This window comes from Alcanivorax hongdengensis A-11-3 (genome assembly GCF_000300995.1).
GTDB classification, from domain to species: domain Bacteria; phylum Pseudomonadota; class Gammaproteobacteria; order Pseudomonadales; family Alcanivoracaceae; genus Alcanivorax; species Alcanivorax hongdengensis.
In genome coordinates, this window is the sequence record NZ_AMRJ01000001.1 from 101,603 (window position 1) to 120,944 (window position 19,342).

The following is a 19,342-nucleotide window of genomic DNA, read 5'->3' on the forward strand; positions in this document are numbered from 1 at the left end:
TGGCCATGCTGTGGCCCGTCATCAGCCCCGCTCAGACCGGTCCGGACGACCAGGCCCGGCAACTGGCACAAGTGCTGGGCCCGCGCCCGCAGATTAACGACTATGACAATCAGGACCGCTTTGTCACCGATCTGCTGGCCTGGGAGCAACACCGCAGCGCCCTGAAAAAGAAACTGGCCCGGGGCGAGAGCATTGCCCCGCCAGCACCGGCCAAGCCCCACGACTGGCACCATGTCACCGGCCCGGAAGATCTGGATACCGCCCTGCAGAATGCCAAGGGCTATCAGCAGCCTCATTACAAGGCCAAGCTACGTTACAACCGCACCACCCACATCAGCTTCCCACTGCCACGCCTGCCCAGGCAGCAGCTATCGCGGGAAACCGTTCCCGGCGTGATGGCGCCGTTACAGGATCAGAACGCGGCCCGGGCCCCCATTCCCGAGGAACTGCTGGAGGAAACCGAGCAGTTGCAACGCGAACAACCGCGCCGCCCCGACATGCCACCGTCGGACAACCTGGTGCAGACGCACCAGCTCACCCAGGTCGAAGCCCGCTAACTGGCCCGGGTACGCTCGCGGCAGACATGAAACAACACCACGCCGGTGGCCACCGACACATTCAGGCTTTGAACCTCACCGGCCATGGGAATCTCCAGCAGCTGGTCGCACTTGTCCCGGGTCAGACGTTTGAGACCGGCGCCCTCCGCGCCCATGATCACGGCCAGTGATGCCGGGGGCGAAAACGTGAACAGGGACTCGCTGCGATCCTCCAGGGCGGTACCGACCACCCAGACACCACGCTGGCGTACCTGATCGAGCAAATTGCCCAGGTTGCCCACTTCGTAATAGGCCAGACTTTCCGCGGCGCCGGCGGCGCTGCGGCAGGCCACCGGCGTCAGACCGGCGGCATGGCGACGCGGCACGATGACCGCATCAACGCCGGCAGCATCGGCACTGCGCAGGCAGGCGCCCAGGTTATGGGGGTCGGTCACCCCCTCCAGAATCAGCAGGAACGGCGCCGTCTCACGGCCCAGCCACTCCAGCAACTGATTTTCATCGCCGGGCCGACGCGGCCGCGCCCGGGCCACGATGCCCTGATGCTGGGGCCCGGCATGCTTTTCCAGCACTTCCCGCCGGGCCCGCTGCACGGCAATGCCCTGCCCGCGCGCCTCGCTGATCAGCGCCTCCAGGCGCGGATCATCCCGGTCGGCGCGGCTATCCTGCACAAACAGCTCCAGCACCGCCTCCGGACGATGACGCAGCAACGCCTCCACCGCATGAAAACCGGAATACATCAGGGGTTTGAGGGCTTTACTCATGGCATGGCCTGCACACTGGAAACACCGCGCAAACACGCGGTGGGAAAATAGGAAGGGTGGGCTCGCCGGTCAGCGACGCTGAGTCAGGTCACTGCCGGCAGACGCCCACGATAACGACGCTGACGTTAGCTTTTTTTGCTGCGGCGTGCAGCCTTCTTGCCCCGGGGCGGCCCCTTGCGCTTGGTCTTGGGCTTGGGAATCTCCCCCTTGGCCAGCTTCTCACGCTCGGATGGCCCCTTCTTGGCCGCGGCGGGCTTGCTGTCACTTTTGTTACCCCCACGGCCCCGGTTGCCCGACTTGCTGGCGCCCCTGGGGCGCCCCTTGCGGGACGGGGTGGAGGATTCCAGCTCCAGATCGATCTTGCGTTCCTCGGTGTGCACACCGGCGACCCGCACGGTCACCGCATCGCCCAGACTGAAACGACGGCCGGAGCCTTCGCCGACCAGCATCATGTTCACTTCGTCGAAGTGGTAGTAGTCGCTGTCCAGGTTGGCCACATGCACCAGACCGTCAATGTTCAAATCATTGAGCTGCACGAACAGGCCGAAGCTGGCCACACCACTGATAACGCCCTCGAACACCTCACCCAGGCGCGACTCCATGAACTGGCACTTGAGCCAGGACACCACATCCCGGGTGGCATCGTCGGCACGGCGCTCGGTCATGGAGCACTGCTCGCCGATGGCGACCATGTCTGCCAGGCTGTAAGGCACGATCTTCTCACGGGGGATGGCCGGCAGCTTGCCCGGATTATCCACGTGGTTGGGCTCGCCCTCACTGCGAATCAGGTAGCGGATGGCCCGGTGCACCAGCAGGTCCGGATAACGCCGGATCGGCGAGGTGAAATGAGTATAGGCCTTGTAGGCCAGCCCAAAGTGCCCCTTGTTCTCGGCCTCGTATTTGGCCTGGGTCATGGAGCGCAACATCATGGTCTGGATCACGTTACGGTCCGGCCGGTCCAGAATCTGCTCGCGCAACTGCTGGAACACCTGGGGTTTGGGCGCCCCTTCCGACCAGGCCAGGCTCAGGCCCAGCCCACCGAGAAACTGCTGCAGCTTGGCCAGGCGCTCTTCCTTGGGCGGCTCATGGTTACGGTAAAGGGCCGGGATACCGGCCTTTTCCAGCAACTTGGCCGAGCAGATGTTGGCGGCCAGCATGGCCTCCTCGATCATCACATGGGCCACGTTGCGCACCACCGGCTCCATGCCGGAGATCTTCTGGTTTTCATCGTAGAGGATGCGGGTCTCTTCGCTGTCGAAGTCGATAGCTCCCCGTTCTTCACGGCGACGACGCAGGGCCAGAAACAGCTCATGGAAGGCCCAGATGGCATCCAGACTGGCGTCATCCAGGCTGGCGACGGTCTCGCGGGCCAGCTCCGACTCCGGCTGTTCGATCATGGCCCCGACCTTGGTATAGGTCAGGCGGTGGCGCGAACGCATCACCCCTTCCCGGAACACGAACCGTGACAGCCGGCCATTGGCGGAAATCATCATGTCGCAATAGAGACACAGGCGGTCCACATGGGGGTTCAGGGAACACAGCCCGTTGGACAGGGCCTCCGGCAACATGGGAATCACCCGGTTGGGGAAGTAGACGGAATTACCGCGTTTGGCGGCTTCCTGATCCAGCGCCGAACCGGGGTGCACATAGTGGCTGACATCCGCGATGGCGACGATCAGGCGCCAGCCGCCCCGGGGGCGACGCTCCACATAGACCGCGTCATCAAAGTCCCGGGCATCCTCGCCGTCGATGGTCACCAGAGGCAGGTCACGCAGATCAACCCGGTGGGCCTTGGCCTTGTGGGGCACACTGTCGCCGAATTTCTCCGCCGCCTGCTCCACACCGTCCGGCCAGACATGGGGAATCTCGAAGCGGCGCAGGGCCACCTCCACTTCCATGCCGGCCTGGTCCGGCGTGGCGACAATCTCTTCCAGACGCACCAGCACGTGGTGATCGCGGCTGGGATACTGGGTAATGGTGCCGCGAACATGGTCACCGGGGTTGGGTTTCAGGCCGTTCTTGTCCTCGACCAGCACTTCCTTGGTAATACGGCGGTTTTCCGGCTCGATGAAGCTGACCCCGGCTTCCCGGTAATAACGCCCCACCACCTCGGTGGTAACACGCTCGGTAATCTCGACGATACGGGCCTCGCGCTTGCCGAAACGGTTAAAGCCGGCATTGCTCACCAGTACCTTGTCACCGTCCATGACCTTGTCCATCTGGCGCGGCCCCAGAAACAGGTCATCCTGGGTCTTGTCCTCGGGGATCAGGAAGCCGAAGCCATCCTTGTGGCCCTGTACCGTACCCGGAATCAGGTCCATGCGGGAGACCACACCGACCTTGCCATTGCGGTTCTGTACCAGCTGGGCATCACGGAGCATGGCCTTGATGCGGCGCTCCAGACCCACCAGGCCGTCTTCGTCCTGGACTTCCAGCAGGGCGGCGATCTGCTCGAAGTCCAGGGGCTTGTCCTGGTCATTGAGCACGTCGAGAATCAGCTCCCGGCTGGGGACCGGATTCTCGTATTTCTCTGCTTCCCGCTCTGCATGGGGGTCGCGATAGCGTTTCTTGGAGGGCATGGGATTTTTTTTCGAAAAGAGGTTTGACATCCGGGCATCATATACTAGAATGCACGCGCTTTCGCGATGAACGGCTCCCGAAGCGGAAATAAATTTCCACGACGGACCCCATCACGAACAAGCCGAGGTGGTGAAATTGGTAGACACGCTAGCTTCAGGTGCTAGTGGGGGCAACCCCGTGGAGGTTCAAGTCCTCTCCTCGGCACCAATTTAAGAAGGGCGCTCACAAATGAGCGCCCTTTTTCGTTTCTCAGTCGGACTGCCGGCCAGCGCCGAGACACAGCAGGCGATATCCTGCTGCTGCGCTGGCGTGAAAAGCATGCTTTTCACCCTCTCCTCGGCACCAATTTTGAAAGGGCGCTCAGACATGAGCGCCCTTTTTTGTGCCCGCCACCCTTGGCGACCGTCCCGCGGACCATCGCTAGACTATCTCTCCGATATTCATGCTCCCGGTCGGACTGCCGGCCAGCGCCCGACATCACCTTTGCCCCGGAGCGGGCTTCTCCCGTATAAAGGGAAAGCAATGTCTTTCATAACCGGCATGGTTTCCCGTTATGCGCCTCTTGCTCGCCAGCCTGCTACTGGCCGCCAGTCTGCTGTTCTGCCCCATCGTCCTGGCCAACGCCCAGGCCGATAGTGACGAGCCTCCGGCTTCCGTCGCCGAGCGGGAGCTGACGGTCAAGCATTACCTGCTGCTCTGCCCGCTGGCGGTGATGGTGGTCACCGGCGCCCTGGTGATCTGGACACGCCGCAAACGAGGCTAGCGATAGGTCTGCGGCTCGGTGATACCCGTGCGCTCACCGGCCTCCACCCGCTCAAGCAGATGCTGCTTGGGCGCCAGCGCCACATCGCGGCCCCGGCTATAGCTCTGCTCCTGCACGACCAGCCGGTAGGCCTTGTTGAGCTCCAGGGCACGGCGCCCGGATGGCATCACCAGAACCGAGATATCGTTTTTCAACTGGGCCAGCATGGCCGGTTTCAGGTTGCCGTCGGCATCGAAGAAGCGCGCCCGGACCTCCCGGTTGGAACGGTATTCATCGGCATTGCCCACCTGCTTGAGATAAAAGGCATATTCGCCCTGACCGTCCTCGCGCAGCGGCTCGGGCTGACCGGCCAGACTCTTCTGGCTCCAGTGATACCAGCCACGCTGGAACGCCGTGCCGTCGAGCTTGCGCTCCATGGAAAAGCTGCTGTCCGCCACGGCGCCCACCGCGCCATGACAACCGGCACAGGTGGCCAGCTCCTCGTAGGATTGCGGGCGCAGCTCGCCATCACGGCCCTCGATAAAGCCGCTGTAACGCCAGCCGTGGCGGTTGCTCATGCCTTTTTCGATATCACCGATCACCGGCTCCAGGCGATCCGGAAAATCATGGGCTTCCTTGATTTCCGTCTCGGCCAGGGCCCGTTGCTGGTAGTAGGTCATCCAGCGAGTCTTGCGGGCATAGCGCAGCTCTTTCATGCGCGGCGCCATCACCACCTCACCATCCGGGGCAATATCCAGATAGCGTACGGTATGAACAAACTCGGTCCCCAGCGGGTAAGAACGGGCGGCCAGCTTGGCCTTGCCGCTTGCCTGCAGTAGACGAGCCCGCCCCACATAATGCATCAGACGGCCCTCCAGGGGCGCCCAGTCATAGGCGATTCGGGAGGCTTCACCCAGCTGGCCATCCTTGTCCAGATCCACGTTCAGGCGGCGCTCATTCACCGGTGCGATGGCGATGTCCTTTTCCTTGATCAGTGCTTCCACGATGGCCAGGTTGACCCGATATACGGTCTGGTCCGGCTGGCCGCTTTCATCTTCGCGCCAGGCCGCCGGCAAGCGGATCAGAACGTCATCGGCGGAGCCATTGGTGGGAAAGAATGTCCCCGGAAACGGCGTATAGGCCAGCGCCCGCCAGCCGGTAAGCCGGCCCTGCACGTCATGGTCAAAGCCCTGATCATCGAAGTGGTAGCCCACATCCGGTACATAGCCGTCCCAGTGGCCGTTGTGGTTATCGTCCCAGTTGTCCGGCAGGGCCCCGGTCAGCTTGTCCACCAGGGGCACACGGCCATTTTCCTCGTAATTGTTCTGGCGCACATAATCCAGCACGGCCTGGTCATCCATGTCGGCGATGGCGTCGCGCCGGTCGATGAACAGGTTGCTCCAGCGATTGAGGGTGGCCGGTGCGGCAAAGTCATAGCTGAGCTGCAGGTCCAGATCATTGGTGAAATTGGGGCGCTTGCTGGCGGTATGACACACATAGCAGGGGTTGCTGGTGGTGCCATCCTCATTGCGGGTTTGGGTATAACACTGGGGCGGAATGGTGGCTGACGGGTTGGACAGATAGATACGGCCCAGGTCATAGCGCTGGGAGGCCTGCGACTCACCACACCCGCTCAGCTGCCATACACAAAACAGCACGGCGGAGAGTTTCAGAAAAAGAGATTTCATGATTGAAAGGCCGGGGTTACCCCCGGCCTCCTTGCTGCGATTGACGGTCAACTCAGTCCATGGCCGGGAACGGACCCACGTAGCCGGTATAGGCACGGTGATCCAGGGAACCGTCGGGGATCTGGTCACTGTCGGACTCGCCGTAGGGGTGCTGGACCACGCTCATCAGGTAGGCAAAACCGTTGATGTTCGGGTACCAGTACAGGCCGGTGGTTTCAGAACCGTAGGGCGTGGTCTGCACACGGGTCAGGCCGGCCTTGGGATCATTGGCATCCACCTTGCTCAGATCCAGCGCCCAGACCATGTCGTTCTGGTGGCCGGAACCGGAGTCCTCACCAATCATCAGGGTGTTGTAACCGTCGATGAAGGTGATGTTGTCCGGGTTGGCAATACCATCCTTGTCGCAGGTATAGGTGGCATAGGGGCTGTTTTCATCATAGCTGGCCGGGATGCCGGCAATCAGTCCCTTCATGGTCTTGGCCACATACTCGGAACCGATGTTGGTGTCGGTACCCAGCTGCAACTGATAAACACCGCCACAGTCGTTGCGGGTTTTCAGACGGATATGGTTGGCGTAATCGGTATCGTACTTGTCGCCATCCAGCATGCCTTTCTGCACTTCACTCATGGAGACATAAAGGGTCTTGGTGGCCGGGTCGAACGCCTGACCTTCTTCCTTGCGCAACTCGGTGGTCGCGCCCATCACCGCCGCGTAGCGGCGAGCTTCCAGGCGGGAGGCGGCCTTTTCCATTCCGGGCTTCACTTTCAGACACTGAAGCGTGGAGCTGTTTGCCTTGATGCCGGCGTAGCCGTCCGGGCAGGTATCTTCGGTGGCGGCTGTTTGCTCGAACATATCGTCAAAAGACAGGGCACCGGCACCATCCACGTAGGCTTCGATTTCACTGTCGGTGGCGTGCCCCAGATCGATCCACTCCAGGTCGGCTTCACCCAGCCCCTCGCCGGAGGTCTGGTTCCATTTGGCCGCATACAGGCTACCGGCACTCAGATCACCCGCAGTGTCGGCCACAAACATGTAGAAGCCCACGTCACTGCCGTCATCACTCATGTACACGGTTTTCTGATCCGGCATCACCTTGGCCAGCTCGAAGGCCAGGCGACCCAGGGCATAGTGCTTGCTCAGCTCGGTGGTCGGCTGCTCATCACCACTGGCGTTGACCTTGATCTCGATATTCCAGCCCCAGAAGTAGGGGTTCACCTTGGAGGTATCGCCCCCGAAATACGGTGCCATGCTGTCCGCGCTGCCTTCCTCGGCAGCATCCGGCTCGTACTCTTCACTGGCCAGATGGGTATTCCAGGGAGTAACGGTGGCCGCACAGTGTACCCAGCCTCCGTGCACGGAGGACTGATCGATCTGCCACAGTTTCTTGGTGCTCAGCACACCGGTGTCCTTGTCCTGATCCAGCTCCATCAGGAACATGGCGCCGGGGCGGGTTTCCATCTGGGAAACAGAGAAAAGACGGTCACCGATCGGCAGCAGCGACGTATGCTCGTTGTAGTCGGTCACCTGCAGCTCGCCATCGGAGCCGTACAGCGGCGCGCCGCTCTCATCCACCAGGCGGCCGAATACCACCTCGGAATCCACAGAATCGCCGGAACGCAGCAGGGTGTGGTAACCGACACTGTGTTCTTCACCATCCACCTTGGCCGAGGGCGACACCAGGATCTGGCGCTTTTGCGCATCCGTGGCCGGCGCATTGACCGGGGTAAATTCCAGGGACTTGCCCTGGTTATTGCTGTCACCACCACAGGCAGCCAGCAGCATGGCGCCCAGCGCCACGGTACCGACCTTGGCGGCCAGGTTTTTCTTTGCAAACGGAATCGGGCGGTACATGAACTGTTCTCCCCATCAGTCGTTATTGAGGCGAACAGTGAAGCGGATTCGTGTGACAGAACGGTCTCAGAAACAAGACATTTTATTTTTGTCTGCGGGCCATTGTCACAAGACTGCAAAGAGGAAAAATCAGCGTTCATGGCCGGCAATCACCCGGGCACAGCCTCAGCCGCACCCGGGCCGGCCGGATCAGTGATCCAGATAGAGGTAATGCTCCCAACTCATCATCCGCAACAGGATTTTGCGGATCAGCGCCACATGATGGGCATGCTCGGAATACACCGCCGCCTGGGCGCTCATACCCAGCGGCAAGGCATCCACTTGACTACTGGGGTCCATTTCAATGATGGCCAGCGCCTCGTTATCCATTTTCTGGAAAGCCTCCCCCCCGACCAGGGCCTGGCCCGCGGCCAGCTGGGATTCGGCAATGGTGGGCATGACTTCCACCAACTTGCCTTCAAACACCTGACCGGGCAGCGAAGTGAAGGTCAGCTCCGCCTCGTATCCCGGCTTGAGGCGCAACAGCGACTGCTGACGGAAAGCTGCAATATAGCGGCGCTTTTCACTGTTGATAAAATTGGCCAGGGGTTTGAGTGGCAGCGGCACCGCCATCATCCCCGGCCGGACCGCCAGTTGGGTGACCATGCCATCGGTGGGTGCACGGATCACCGTATTGGCCAGATCAAAACGCGCTTCATCCAGCTGCGCCTTGACCGCCGCCACCGCCGGGTCATCACCGTTGACCGAGCCATCCAGCTGGGACTCGGCCCTGGCCAGATCGGCCTTGGCCGCTTCCAGGTCGGCATTCATGGCGCGCACCCGGTCCCGTTCCGTATCGATCTGCTGCTTGCTGAATGCGCTGGCCGCTCCCTCATAGCGGCGCAGGGTTCGTACCGCCTGGTCCCGCTTGGCCGTTACCTGGGCCACCCGGGCCCGCGACTCGGAGACGCTGGCCACATAGCCTTTGGCCTGCTGCCCCATATCGGCAAGCTTCGCTTCCAGCTCCGCCACCCGCGCCTGATAGCGCGTGTCATCCAGAACGATCAACGGCTCGCCCTTTTTCACCGGCGTATTCGGTTTGATCAACACGTCCTGCACCCGCGCACGCACCTCCGACACCAGCGGCGTCACCACATAGACCTGGCGCACCTTGCGGGTAAAGGGGTGGTTGTAATTCATGGTCAGGATCAGGGCACCGATCAGCACCACGCCACCGAGTATTGCCGTGGGCACAGTCCATTTGTTCAATGGAATGCGGAATACCTTGAAGATGAAGACACAGATCGCGGCATAGGTAAGAAGAATCAGCATTTCCATCAGTGATTCTCCTCCAGCTTCTGCTCCAGTACAGCCAGCCGCCGGGCCTGCTCTTCCAGTTTTTCGTGTAACTCGGCAAGCAGCGCCTCATCCACCTTTTGCTGTTCCTGTATCTGCTGGAATCCCCAGCCCCGCTCCGGCCGATAGAGCGTCGCCCAGATCCACAGAAAAGGCCACAGCACATGCAGGGTGAACAGGCTCACCCATCCCGCCACATGGATGGCATCCTGATGGGGGTGATTACGGTGTTTGGCGATATCGTAAGGAATGTCGTGAATGGCGATGATGCCGTAGAACAGCACCAGCCCCACAAACACAAGCAGCCCGAGGGCAATATAACTGAGCATCGAAACCTTCCCTGCTTTCGGCGTTTTCCCGCGAGAGCACGCCCCTTGTTGTTTACTCGCCAGACGGTCTGGGCGAATCGTACCGATTCTCTTCGGCGCACCTGCGCGCCGGGCTGACTATCCTGTAAGCCAAACCGGACCGGGCTCATTCCCTGCCCCTTACCCGGATTGTGCTTGAAAACGGCCACAAAACAAGAAGGCGGCCATTGGCCGCCTTCCTGTTAACCGTTCGCGCTACTCGAAGGGGTGGCGCTTGATGATCGTTTCCACCCGATCCGGGCCGGTGGAAATGATATCAATCGGCGCCCCGGTGACCTCTTCCACCCGTTTCAGGTAGGCCAGCGCATTGGCTGGCAGATCATCCAGGCTGCGCGCCCCCAGGGTGGATTCGCTCCAGCCCGGCAGGCTTTCATAGACAGGTTTTACTTCCTCGTAGCTGTCCGCATCCCAGGCACATTCCAGAGAGTTGCCGTCGGCATCCTGGTAGCCCACACAGATGTTGACCTCTTCCAGGCCATCCAGCACATCCAGCTTGGTCAGACACAGGCCGGTGATGGAGTTGATCTGGATGGAACGCTTGAGCGCCACCGCATCAAACCAGCCACAGCGACGTGCGCGGCCGGTGGTGGAACCGAACTCATGGCCTTTCTCGGCCAGGTAGCGACCGTTCTCGTCAAACAGCTCGGTGGGGAACGGACCACTACCCACACGGGTGGTGTAGGCCTTGGTGATGCCCAGCACATAATCGAGATAAAGGGGCCCGAAACCGGTGCCGGTGGCGGTGCCGCCGGCGGTGGTGTTGGAACTGGTCACGTAGGGGTAGGTACCGTGGTCGATATCCAGCAGGGTGCCCTGGGCCCCTTCGAACATGATGTTGTCACCCCGCTCACGGGCACCGTGCAGCACGGCGGTCACATCGGTGACCATGCTGCGCACGTCTTCGCCCATCTTGAGGGTTTCATCCAGGGTTTTCTGGAAGTCCACCGGCTCGGCATTGTAGTAACTGCGCAGCACGAAGTTGTGGTAGTCCATCACTTCGCCCAGCTTGGCGGCAAACACCTCGCGCTGGTAGACATCGCCCAGACGCAGACCACGGCGCGCCACCTTGTCTTCATAGGCCGGGCCGATGCCACGGCCGGTGGTGCCGATCTTCTTGTTGCCACGGGCCGCTTCACGGGCCTGATCCAGTGCCACATGCACCGGCAGAATCAGCGGACAGGCCGCGGACAGGCGCAGGCGTTCGCGCACCGGCACACCCTGCTCTTCCAGACCGCCGATTTCCTTGAGCAGCGCATCCAGCGCCAGCACCACGCCATTGCCGATCAGGCACTGTACGTCGTCACGGAGAATGCCGGACGGAATCAGGTGCAGGACGGTTTTCTTGCCGTCGATCACCAGGGTATGACCGGCGTTATGGCCGCCCTGGAAGCGGGCCACATAGGAGGCCTGATCGGTAAGCAGATCAACGATCTTGCCCTTGCCTTCATCACCCCACTGGGTGCCGAGAATGACTACGTTCTTGCCCATGAGTCTAAGCTGCCGTGTTTTTCAGGATAAAAGGTTTGGTTTACCAGGCTGTTGAAAAACAGCCCGTTACAGGGCGGTCACTGACCAGCCGTCTGCCGTGGCCACCAGTTGGCGATCACAGCCCAGTTCGGCGGCATCATTGTCCGCCCCGGGCAGCGCCAGCACCACCCGCTCGCCAGCCTGGCGCAATGACGCCACCTGCCCGGCAAATTCACTGTCCTGCAGCGAGCCACGGGCAAGAATGCCCGGTGCCGCTGCCACCTGCTGGCGCGCTGCCAGCATTTTCAGGTCGGCACTGAAGCCAGTGGCCGGCCGGGCACGGCCGAACACTTCACCGATGTGATCATAGCGCCCGCCCTTGGCCACCGGCTCGCTCTCGCCGGGCAGGTAGGCGGCAAACACACAACCGGTGTGGTAGTGATAGCCGCGCAGTTCACCCAGGTCCAGGTGCACCTGGATGCCACGGGCGTGCAGCACGTCCAGCAACAATTGCAATTCATCCAGGGCCGTCAGCGCGTCCGGAAACTCCGCCAGCAGAGTGCGGGCATCCGTCAGCACTGCCGCGCCGCCGGCCAGCCAGGGCAGTTGCGCCAGGGCCCGGGCGCTGGCGGCGGGCAGATCCCGCTCGGCGAGGAAGGTATCCAGCTCCACCTTTGCCTTGCGCACGTAGATGGCTTCCAGCGCATTCTGGTCGGCCTCGCTGAGCGACACGCTGTCAAGCAGCGCCCGGAACAGGCCCACGTGGCCCAGATCCAGCACCACCTGCTGCTCCACCCCGGCCAGTGCCAGGGTATCGAGCATCACGCTGATCACTTCCAGGTCGCTATCGGCACCGGCATGGCCAAACAGTTCCACACCCAGCTGATAGGGCAGCCGGGTACCGCCGGCCTGGGCCGGACGGGTACGCATGGCGGTGGAGCAGTAACACAGGCGCGATGGCGCATTGCGGCGCAGGCTGTGGGCATCCATACGCGCCACCTGGGGCGTCATGTCCGCACGCACGCCCATCAGACGGCCGGTGAGCTGGTCGGTAATCTTGAAGGTCTCCCGCTCCAGGTCACGGCCGGCGCCGTTGAGCAGGGACTCGAGAAATTCTATCAGCGGTGGAAAGACCAGCTCGTAACCCCAGCGCTGGAACAGGTCCAGCGCCTGACGGCGCAATTGCTCTATGGCCCGGGCGCGGCCGGGCAGGACTTCCTCTACCCCATCGGGCAGCAGCCACTGTTCTTCCTGATTCATTTCATCACCACTAGCAGGCCGGCACCCACCAGCATGAGTACCAGCCCCAGGATTCTCAGGGAGCGCCCGGGCATCCGGGCTACCTGCAGGGCTGCCTCGCGGGCGCGCTCTGGCGCCAGGAACAGCGGAATGCCCTCGATCACCAGCACCAGACACAGGGCTTTGATCAGTACACTGAAGTCCATCGTTCCTGCCAGACAGCCACAAAAAACCGAACCCTCAGGCTCGGTTGCGGCATTCTACCACGGTCTCCCCGGTGCAGATAGTTCGCGTCCAGTGACCGTGAAACGGTTACGGGCTGACCCGAACGTCATAGAACAGCGAGCCCGACGCCCCGGCGGGCAGCTGGCCTTCAAAATGCCAGTGCAGACTGCCCTGGTAGCCGTCACTATTGCTTCCCTGGGGGGCATTCAGGGTACAGGCGGTCAACCCGGCTGGCAGGGATGCCGGGCAACTGGCCGGGCTGGCCAGCGAGGTATAGGGCGGTGTGCTGTCATAGACATCCACCGCGGTCAGCGCACTGTGCCCCTGATTGCTGTAGAGGAGACTGTAGCGCAGCACATCATTGGGCCGGGCGCTGTTGCTGTCGCGGGCGCTGGCATCCACATCATCGGCGGTGCCGGCCAGCCCGTCCGGGCCGATGTTGCGCACCTTCTTGACCAGCGCCAACTGGGTGATCACCACACGGGTCAGGTCGGTGACGCTGGCCGTGTCCTGCAACGTCGTGCCGGTCAGCGATTGCACCGCCTGGACCGGCAGGTTGAGCACCGCATCCACCGGCGCATCGGCCGGCGCGAACACCTTGGCGAGCAGGCAAAGCTGATCCCCGGCAGACACCGCCACCCCGGTCAGGGGCAACTGCGCATCCAGTCCGTCCACTTCGCCATTACAGTTGGCATCCCGGTACAGGACCGTGCCCCAGTTCAGCGCGGCGGGCTGACCGCTTGCCGAGCCCAGGGCGAAATCCACCGTCCCCAGGGTGCCGGCGGTGAAAAGATGGGCATAGAAGCGGGTACCCCCCGGCTCGATGCTGTTCTGGCCCGGCGGCTCCAGCATGGGGCTGGGCACCTGCCCAAACAGCAGGCCACTCCAGTAGCTGCTGGCCGGCGGGATAACCAGCCCCATGGTGCTGTCCTCGGCACTGCCCATGACCAGAGACTGGCTGCCATTATTCTCACTGACGGCCCGGTAACCCGGTGCCAGATCGCTCACCAGGCAGGCATGTTGGCCCACATGGGCGGCGGGAATATCCAGGTGCCAGTCACCGCTACCGTTGCTGCGGGTCTGCGCCCAGACGGCGGCATCCGCCTCGCACAACCCATCGTTGTCGGTGTCTTCCAGCAGGCGAACATAGACGTCCGCCAGCCCCGCTTCGGTGCCCCCACGCACGCCATCATGGGCCGTGGCGCCCCCGGCGCCATCGTCAGCGAAGACCGCCCCCTCCAGACCGGTATATTGCGGTGGAGAGACGGGAATTCGGTAGTCTTCCTGTTCGCCACCAATGACCCGGTCAGAGCCGGCATTGACATCCGCCTGGTTGGAAAAACGGAAACGGGCATAAACCTGACCCACCGGCACATAGGGCGGCACAAAAACCCGCAGCACGACACGCCCTGCAGTGGCATCCCGATCCTGCTCGCCGTTGTCGCGTACGTTGTAGGCCACCTGCTCACCGGGATCATCAAAATCCTGGTCATTGTTCCAGTCGATCCAGCCCTGCAGGTAGCCGTGCCCCAGGGAATCATCCTGTACCTGGAGTGTGACATCCGCCTGTTGCCCCGGACGGAACGTGGAAAAGGCAACGCCGTCCTCATCATCATCGCCGCTGCCGTCATCGCCATCCGCGGCGGCCGAGTGCAGATCACCGCTTTCCGGGTCCGGCGCCACATTGCCCAGATACGGGGTGTGTACGGCCAGCTGCGCCAACGACAGGCTGCCCACATTGGTCGCGGAGGTGGGCTTGCTGCCACCAGTGGCGATCTTGCGGATGGAGTGGCCGCCACTCTCCGGGTAGCCCGCCGGCAGGTCACCATAGTCGGTCTGCACGAAGACGCCGAAGGCCTCCGCCTGCTTGCCGCTGCCCAGATAGGTGTGCGATGTCTGCGTCACCCCCTGGCTCATGGCCAGCATGGTGCCGATATCCGGCGACTGGTTGCCGGTATCCAGGCGCAGCGATGTGCCGCCGCCACTGAACGTGGCCACGAGATCCGGGTTCGCCGGGGAGCGGGCAAACACTTCCCAGGCGGCACCATCGGTACCAAACTGCAGGTATTCGCCGCCGTCGGTATCCTCGGCATCCGCCACGATCACATCCGCGGGGATCTGTACGCCGTAACGAAACACCTGCCAGGAGATGGTGTAGTTGGCCGTACCGCCATCCACCATCAGGCCAATCGGGTTAACGCCCTGGTAGAGATCATCGAGCAGGTCCCCGGACCAGTCGCCGGTATCGTAGGGATAAACGGAAGCGCTGGAGCCATTCATCACCAAAGTGGCGCGGATGGTCACCGGCCCGAAGTTCCAGGTCTTCTTGATACTGTCGCCGGCATTGAACACATTGGTCGAGCCACAATTCCAGTCCAGCCAGTACACCGCCTCCCGATACGGGCCATTCCCGGCACTGGCGATACCACCGCCGGTGGATGACGAGCCGTCGGGGCAGGTAATCAATACCCCGGATGCCACGGTAATACTGTGGTCTTCCACCTCGCCATCCCGTGCTGCGGTGCCTGCCCCCAAATTGTTTTGCGAAGACCAGCGCAACCGCATATTGGTGGACCCGGTAGCCGCATTGGCGGGGGCTGTCATATTGAAGGTGATGGTGCCGCTGTCACTGTCGCTATCGCCGCTGCCGTTATTGACGATGTTATTGGCCACCCGTTCACCACTGTCGAACTGGCCATTCTGATTCCAGTCCACCCAGGCGGAGAGATAGCTGCTGCCCACCGTGGGCTCATGGACTGTCAGCGTAACCGGCGTGCTCTGCCCTCGGGGCAGCGGCGACAGCGACAGTGCGTCTTCGTCATCCACACCATTGTTGTCATCACTATCGCTGGCACTGGAATATTCATTGCCACTGGCATCATCATCCGGCGCCTGGTTGCCCAGATAACGGTCATTGGCCGCGCTGATGGCATGCAGCGCCCGGCCGTAACTGGACGGCGCATCGCCCAGATCCTGATTGAAGGTAAAGGCCACCCCCACCTGATCACCGGCACCGGCGGACCCTTCCATCCTCACGCTGAAGGTCAGCGTGGTGAAGGTGCCATTGATGCGCACACTGCCACAGGCCGCACCATTGTAGGCACTGGACGAGCAGGTGGAGGACCAGCCGCCGCCCACCGAATCATTGACCGAGGCGCGAAAACGCTGCCCGCCCTGATCCACCAGAAAATGGCCGACGCCGGAAAGGCGCGTCAGGGAGGTAGCGCCATTGCCGGACACCAGAGTCCAGGCACTGCTGTTGTTATAGCCCCCGGACGAGCCGCCCAGACGGTCAATATGCAGCACCGGATCCGTGACCGGATTGGAGAAGGTGAAAGTCACATTACGGGTACGGCTGGTATTGCCCGGGTCATAGGTCAACAGCACCGCTGAAGCCCCGGACATATAAGGCGTATAGGTGCCGTTGACCGGTTGTGTCAGCGTCGTGTTGCCATCCACGGTCCAGTACTGGCCGGTGGTCGCCGTGACCGTGGTGACATTACCCCCGGTGGCAGAGCTACCCGTGCCGGAACCGATAGTCCAGGTGCCCGTCTGTGTGGCCAGAGCCATGGGCGCCTGAAAGAGGGCGAACAACACAACGGCCACGCGCCATAACAACAAACCTGATTCCCGCATTCCCATCATCAGTGCACCCTCAGCCCGAATTTGAGGGTGGCGCTGGCGCCGGACACCAGTTCCCCCACGTTGACGGTAATGTCGCCGCTGCCGTTATCCGCCGGCGCCTGTACCGAGGTACTGCAATCCCCGGCCGGGGACTGGCAATCCGTGGCCGCGGCCAGAAACCCGGTGTAGGGCTGGGTGCGGTCATTAAGGGTAACGCCATAGAGTGTTGCCGCACCGACATTGGTGGCCACCAGCCGATAGACCACACAGGCCTGGCCGGGCTCGACGCTAAAGCGGGTATAGACAAAGCAGTTGTCACCACTACAGGTGCCCGGACCATCAGGCACCCCGTCGCAGTCGCTATCCAGCGCCTGCTCCTTGGTAATCGAGGCCTGGCTGTCATTGGCGGTGGTGGTATCTTTGGCCGTGGCGCTGACGGTGCCGGCGACGCTGTCCGCGGTCGCCGTCAGCGTTGCGGTATCCACGGTGCCCATGGCCACATTGGCCGGCGCCAGTACCTTGGCGAACACGGCCAGGCTGTCACCGGCCGCCAGCGACACCGGCAAGGCAGACCCCGCAGGGATGCTGGCATCGGCGCTGTCCCACTGGCCATTGCCATTGGAATCCATGAACAGCACCAGCCCCCAGCCCCCACTGCTGACACCACTGAGCTGGATCTGGGTCAGCGTCACATTGCCGGTATTATCCAGATGATGGGTGTAAACCTGACTCCCGCCGGGCACGATCTGACCGGCCTGATCCGGCGTCAGCATCAGCGCCGCGGTGGGCGCCACCGTAGCCTGATCATATTTGATATCACTGACGGCGGTGGTCGGCGAGCGCGCGCGGAAATAGAGCGGCAAGGTGGCATTACCGGCACCATCCGCCGGAGCGGAAACCCTGGCACATACCAGACGGGCACTGCCCGGCAGAATCAGACCGGTATTGTTCATGGCGGCCCCGGTGGTACTGCAATCATCATTGCCGCCATCGGCGAGAAACACCACTTGCCAGCCGCTGGCCAGTGAGCCGGCACTGAAATTGGTATCGCTGTAGGTCAGGTCAAAGGTGTCCTGACGATTGCCGGTATTGTTCACGTAGAGGCGCAACATGCCACTGCTGCCCGCCACCAGCGGCAAGGTGCTGACCGGTGTGCTTGCCGGCCCGGCGCCCTCACCGGGAGCGGCACCATCCACTGGCCGGTCATTGGTCAGATCGACGCCGGCCACCTGGATGCTGTCCAGCTGATCGGTGACCGCATTACTGACCGCCGGCAGCGTATGGGACGTGCCGCGCACGGTCACCTGGAATGGCCCGCCCTGGGCATCAGCGGGCAACGTCGCCTTGAGCACCACCAGCACACCACAGCGATTGCCATCACTGACAAAGCGCGGCGGACAGTTCCCCAGCGCATCCGGTAACGGAATCGGGCCGGTATCCACCACCGCATCGCCGGTGCTGTCTGTCAGCGGACTGTAGCCGTCGGCCTTGTAAAACTGCCACTGGGTGCCGGCGGGAAAGGGCGAGGCCAATGCCGCGCCGTTTCGATCACTGCTAGCATCCACGCGGATGTCCACGGTGTCTTCGCCATCGCCACCATTCCAGATGACATTCTGGAAACGCACGGCGCCGCCCTGATCCAGGCTACTGCGCACCACCAGGTTGCCGGTATCGACACTGTCATCGAGCCCGGTGGCCGAATTCGTGTCACTGTTGTTGGCAATCACCTGGGCATTTTCCAGGGCATTGGAAATGGACAGACTCACCGTGTTGGTCGTATAGGGAGAGGGAGAACCGTAGAGCCCCCCATCACTATCCTGATAGGAAAAAGCGGCCTGGTTCTGCAGGCGATCACCGCCGTCCAGCCCCTGATCCACATTGACCTGGAAGGTCAGCGAGCCGGTATCCCCCGGCGCCAGTCGGGCAATCACCGCCCGCACCTGTTGCTGGCAATCCGCGCTACCACTCTGATAGGCACAGAACGCCACCTGATCACTGCCACTGCCCTGGTTACCATCATCGGCATCCGTCAATACGGTGCTGCCGGTGACACTCCAGCGGGCGCTGGCGGGCAGATAGCTGAGGCCGGCACTGACCCCATTGGCGGATACTGCTGGCAGCTGATCTACCAGCACCACATTCTCGGCCACCTGACGGGAGGTGTTCCGATAGGTCAGGGTCACGGTCACAGGCCCGTCCGGCGAGCGAACGGTTTGCCGGGACATGGCTTTTACCACCTCGATCACCGGCCCCTGGGTGACCTGCACGGTGTCGGTATTGCTGGCGGAGACACCGGCATTCTCCTGGCTGGTGGCGGTGATCGTCAGGCTCTGGTTACCGGTCGCGGCGCCCTGGGCAATGCCGGCCTCGATGACAATGGCATAGGTTTCCCCCGGCCCCCTCGCCGGCGACGACGCATCCCAGCAGCCATCCCCATCGCTGCTGTCGAACAGCACATTGTTGCCATCCGGCTGGCCATCACTGTCCAGATCGGAAAAGACTTTCCAGGTCTCGATCGAGGAGGACACATTGCTGATACACAGCTGATAGTAATCACTGTTGTTACCGGTATTGGTCAGCTGGTGAGGAAAGTAAACCAGGGAACCGGGCAACCCCGGCTTCTGCTGACTGTTCACCAGAGTCAGTGCCGGCACACTCTGCACCAGGGTCTGTACCAGATTGGAGCTCACCTCCACGGTCTCGGACACGGCGGCACAGCTGTCGTCCAGACAGCTGCGGTAGGTGGCACTGGCCTGGTTCTTGATCCAGCTGCCGGCCAGCGGCGCGGCGGCCAGCGCCGGCTTCATTATCGTCAACATCAGCAGCATGGCGGCCAGAAAAACGATTCCGCGCCATGGTGAAACAAACCGTGTTGGCTGCCGCCCTGTCATCATGCCTCCCTGC

13 protein-coding genes and 1 tRNA gene are annotated in these 19,342 nt (G+C 62.2%); 3 read left to right on the top strand and 11 right to left on the bottom strand.

The annotated features are described in order from the left end of the window. Positions 1-5: 5 nt before the first annotated feature. Positions 6-557, top strand: a complete 552-nt coding sequence (locus A11A3_RS00485; RefSeq protein WP_008927288.1) for a hypothetical protein — start codon at positions 6-8, stop codon at positions 555-557. Here A11A3_RS00485 and rlmB read toward each other — a convergent pair. Further along, positions 554-1,318: a 23S rRNA (guanosine(2251)-2'-O)-methyltransferase RlmB gene (rlmB, locus tag A11A3_RS00490; protein WP_008927289.1), complete on the bottom strand. Its 765-nt coding sequence runs from the start codon at positions 1,316-1,318 to the stop codon at positions 554-556. The genes A11A3_RS00485 and rlmB overlap by 4 nt on opposite strands. Before the next feature lie 125 nt (positions 1,319-1,443). After that, positions 1,444-3,897: a ribonuclease R gene (rnr, locus tag A11A3_RS00495; protein ID WP_008927290.1), complete on the bottom strand. Its 2,454-nt coding sequence runs from the start codon at positions 3,895-3,897 to the stop codon at positions 1,444-1,446. Positions 3,898-4,018: 121 nt separating this feature from the next. Between rnr and A11A3_RS00500 the strand changes: the two genes are divergently transcribed. Then, positions 4,019-4,105: transfer RNA gene (locus A11A3_RS00500), tRNA-Leu, on the top strand. Between the two features lie 346 nt (positions 4,106-4,451). Further along, positions 4,452-4,661 carry a hypothetical protein gene (locus A11A3_RS00505; protein WP_008927291.1) on the top strand — a complete coding sequence of 70 codons (210 nt, stop codon included), beginning with the start codon at positions 4,452-4,454 and terminating at the stop codon, positions 4,659-4,661. On the opposite strand, the gene A11A3_RS00510 is transcribed toward A11A3_RS00505, so the two are convergent. The 9 genes from A11A3_RS00510 to A11A3_RS00550 all read right to left on the bottom strand — a co-directional run bounded on the left by A11A3_RS00510 (position 4,658) and on the right by A11A3_RS00550 (position 19,332). After that, positions 4,658-6,328 (bottom strand): Aq_1262 family (lipo)protein, encoded by a 1,671-nt coding sequence (locus tag A11A3_RS00510; protein ID WP_008927292.1) that lies wholly within the window; start codon positions 6,326-6,328, stop codon positions 4,658-4,660. The two genes, A11A3_RS00505 and A11A3_RS00510, sit on opposite strands and share 4 nt — an antisense overlap. Before the next feature lie 52 nt (positions 6,329-6,380). Beyond that, positions 6,381-8,180, bottom strand: coding sequence for a PhoX family protein (locus A11A3_RS00515; protein ID WP_008927293.1), 1,800 nt, complete (start codon positions 8,178-8,180; stop codon positions 6,381-6,383). A 189-nt stretch (positions 8,181-8,369) separates the two neighbouring features. After that, positions 8,370-9,497 carry an HlyD family secretion protein gene (locus tag A11A3_RS00520; protein WP_008927294.1) on the bottom strand — a complete coding sequence of 376 codons (1,128 nt, stop codon included), beginning with the start codon at positions 9,495-9,497 and terminating at the stop codon, positions 8,370-8,372. Continuing rightward, a complete protein-coding gene (locus A11A3_RS00525) occupies positions 9,497-9,844 on the bottom strand; it encodes a DUF3302 domain-containing protein (RefSeq protein ID WP_008927295.1) in 348 nt (115 codons plus the stop codon). The genes A11A3_RS00520 and A11A3_RS00525 overlap by 1 nt, the downstream gene beginning before the upstream one ends. 234 nt (positions 9,845-10,078) lie before the next feature. Then, positions 10,079-11,371 (bottom strand): adenylosuccinate synthase, encoded by a 1,293-nt coding sequence (locus A11A3_RS00530; RefSeq protein ID WP_008927296.1) that lies wholly within the window; start codon positions 11,369-11,371, stop codon positions 10,079-10,081. Between the two features lie 66 nt (positions 11,372-11,437). Next, positions 11,438-12,610 (bottom strand): ATP phosphoribosyltransferase regulatory subunit, encoded by a 1,173-nt coding sequence (locus tag A11A3_RS00535; protein ID WP_008927297.1) that lies wholly within the window; start codon positions 12,608-12,610, stop codon positions 11,438-11,440. Beyond that, the gene (locus A11A3_RS00540; RefSeq protein WP_008927298.1) at positions 12,607-12,795 is read right to left on the bottom strand and encodes a DUF2065 domain-containing protein; all 189 of its coding nucleotides are present in this window, start codon (positions 12,793-12,795) and stop codon (positions 12,607-12,609) included. The genes A11A3_RS00535 and A11A3_RS00540 overlap by 4 nt, the downstream gene beginning before the upstream one ends. A gap of 106 nt (positions 12,796-12,901) precedes the next feature. Further along, the gene (locus A11A3_RS00545) at positions 12,902-16,435 is read right to left on the bottom strand and encodes a CshA/CshB family fibrillar adhesin-related protein (RefSeq protein ID WP_040296543.1); all 3,534 of its coding nucleotides are present in this window, start codon (positions 16,433-16,435) and stop codon (positions 12,902-12,904) included. A 23-nt stretch (positions 16,436-16,458) separates the two neighbouring features. Then, the gene (locus tag A11A3_RS00550) at positions 16,459-19,332 is read right to left on the bottom strand and encodes a hypothetical protein (RefSeq protein WP_237738797.1); all 2,874 of its coding nucleotides are present in this window, start codon (positions 19,330-19,332) and stop codon (positions 16,459-16,461) included. Positions 19,333-19,342: the final 10 nt, after the last annotated feature.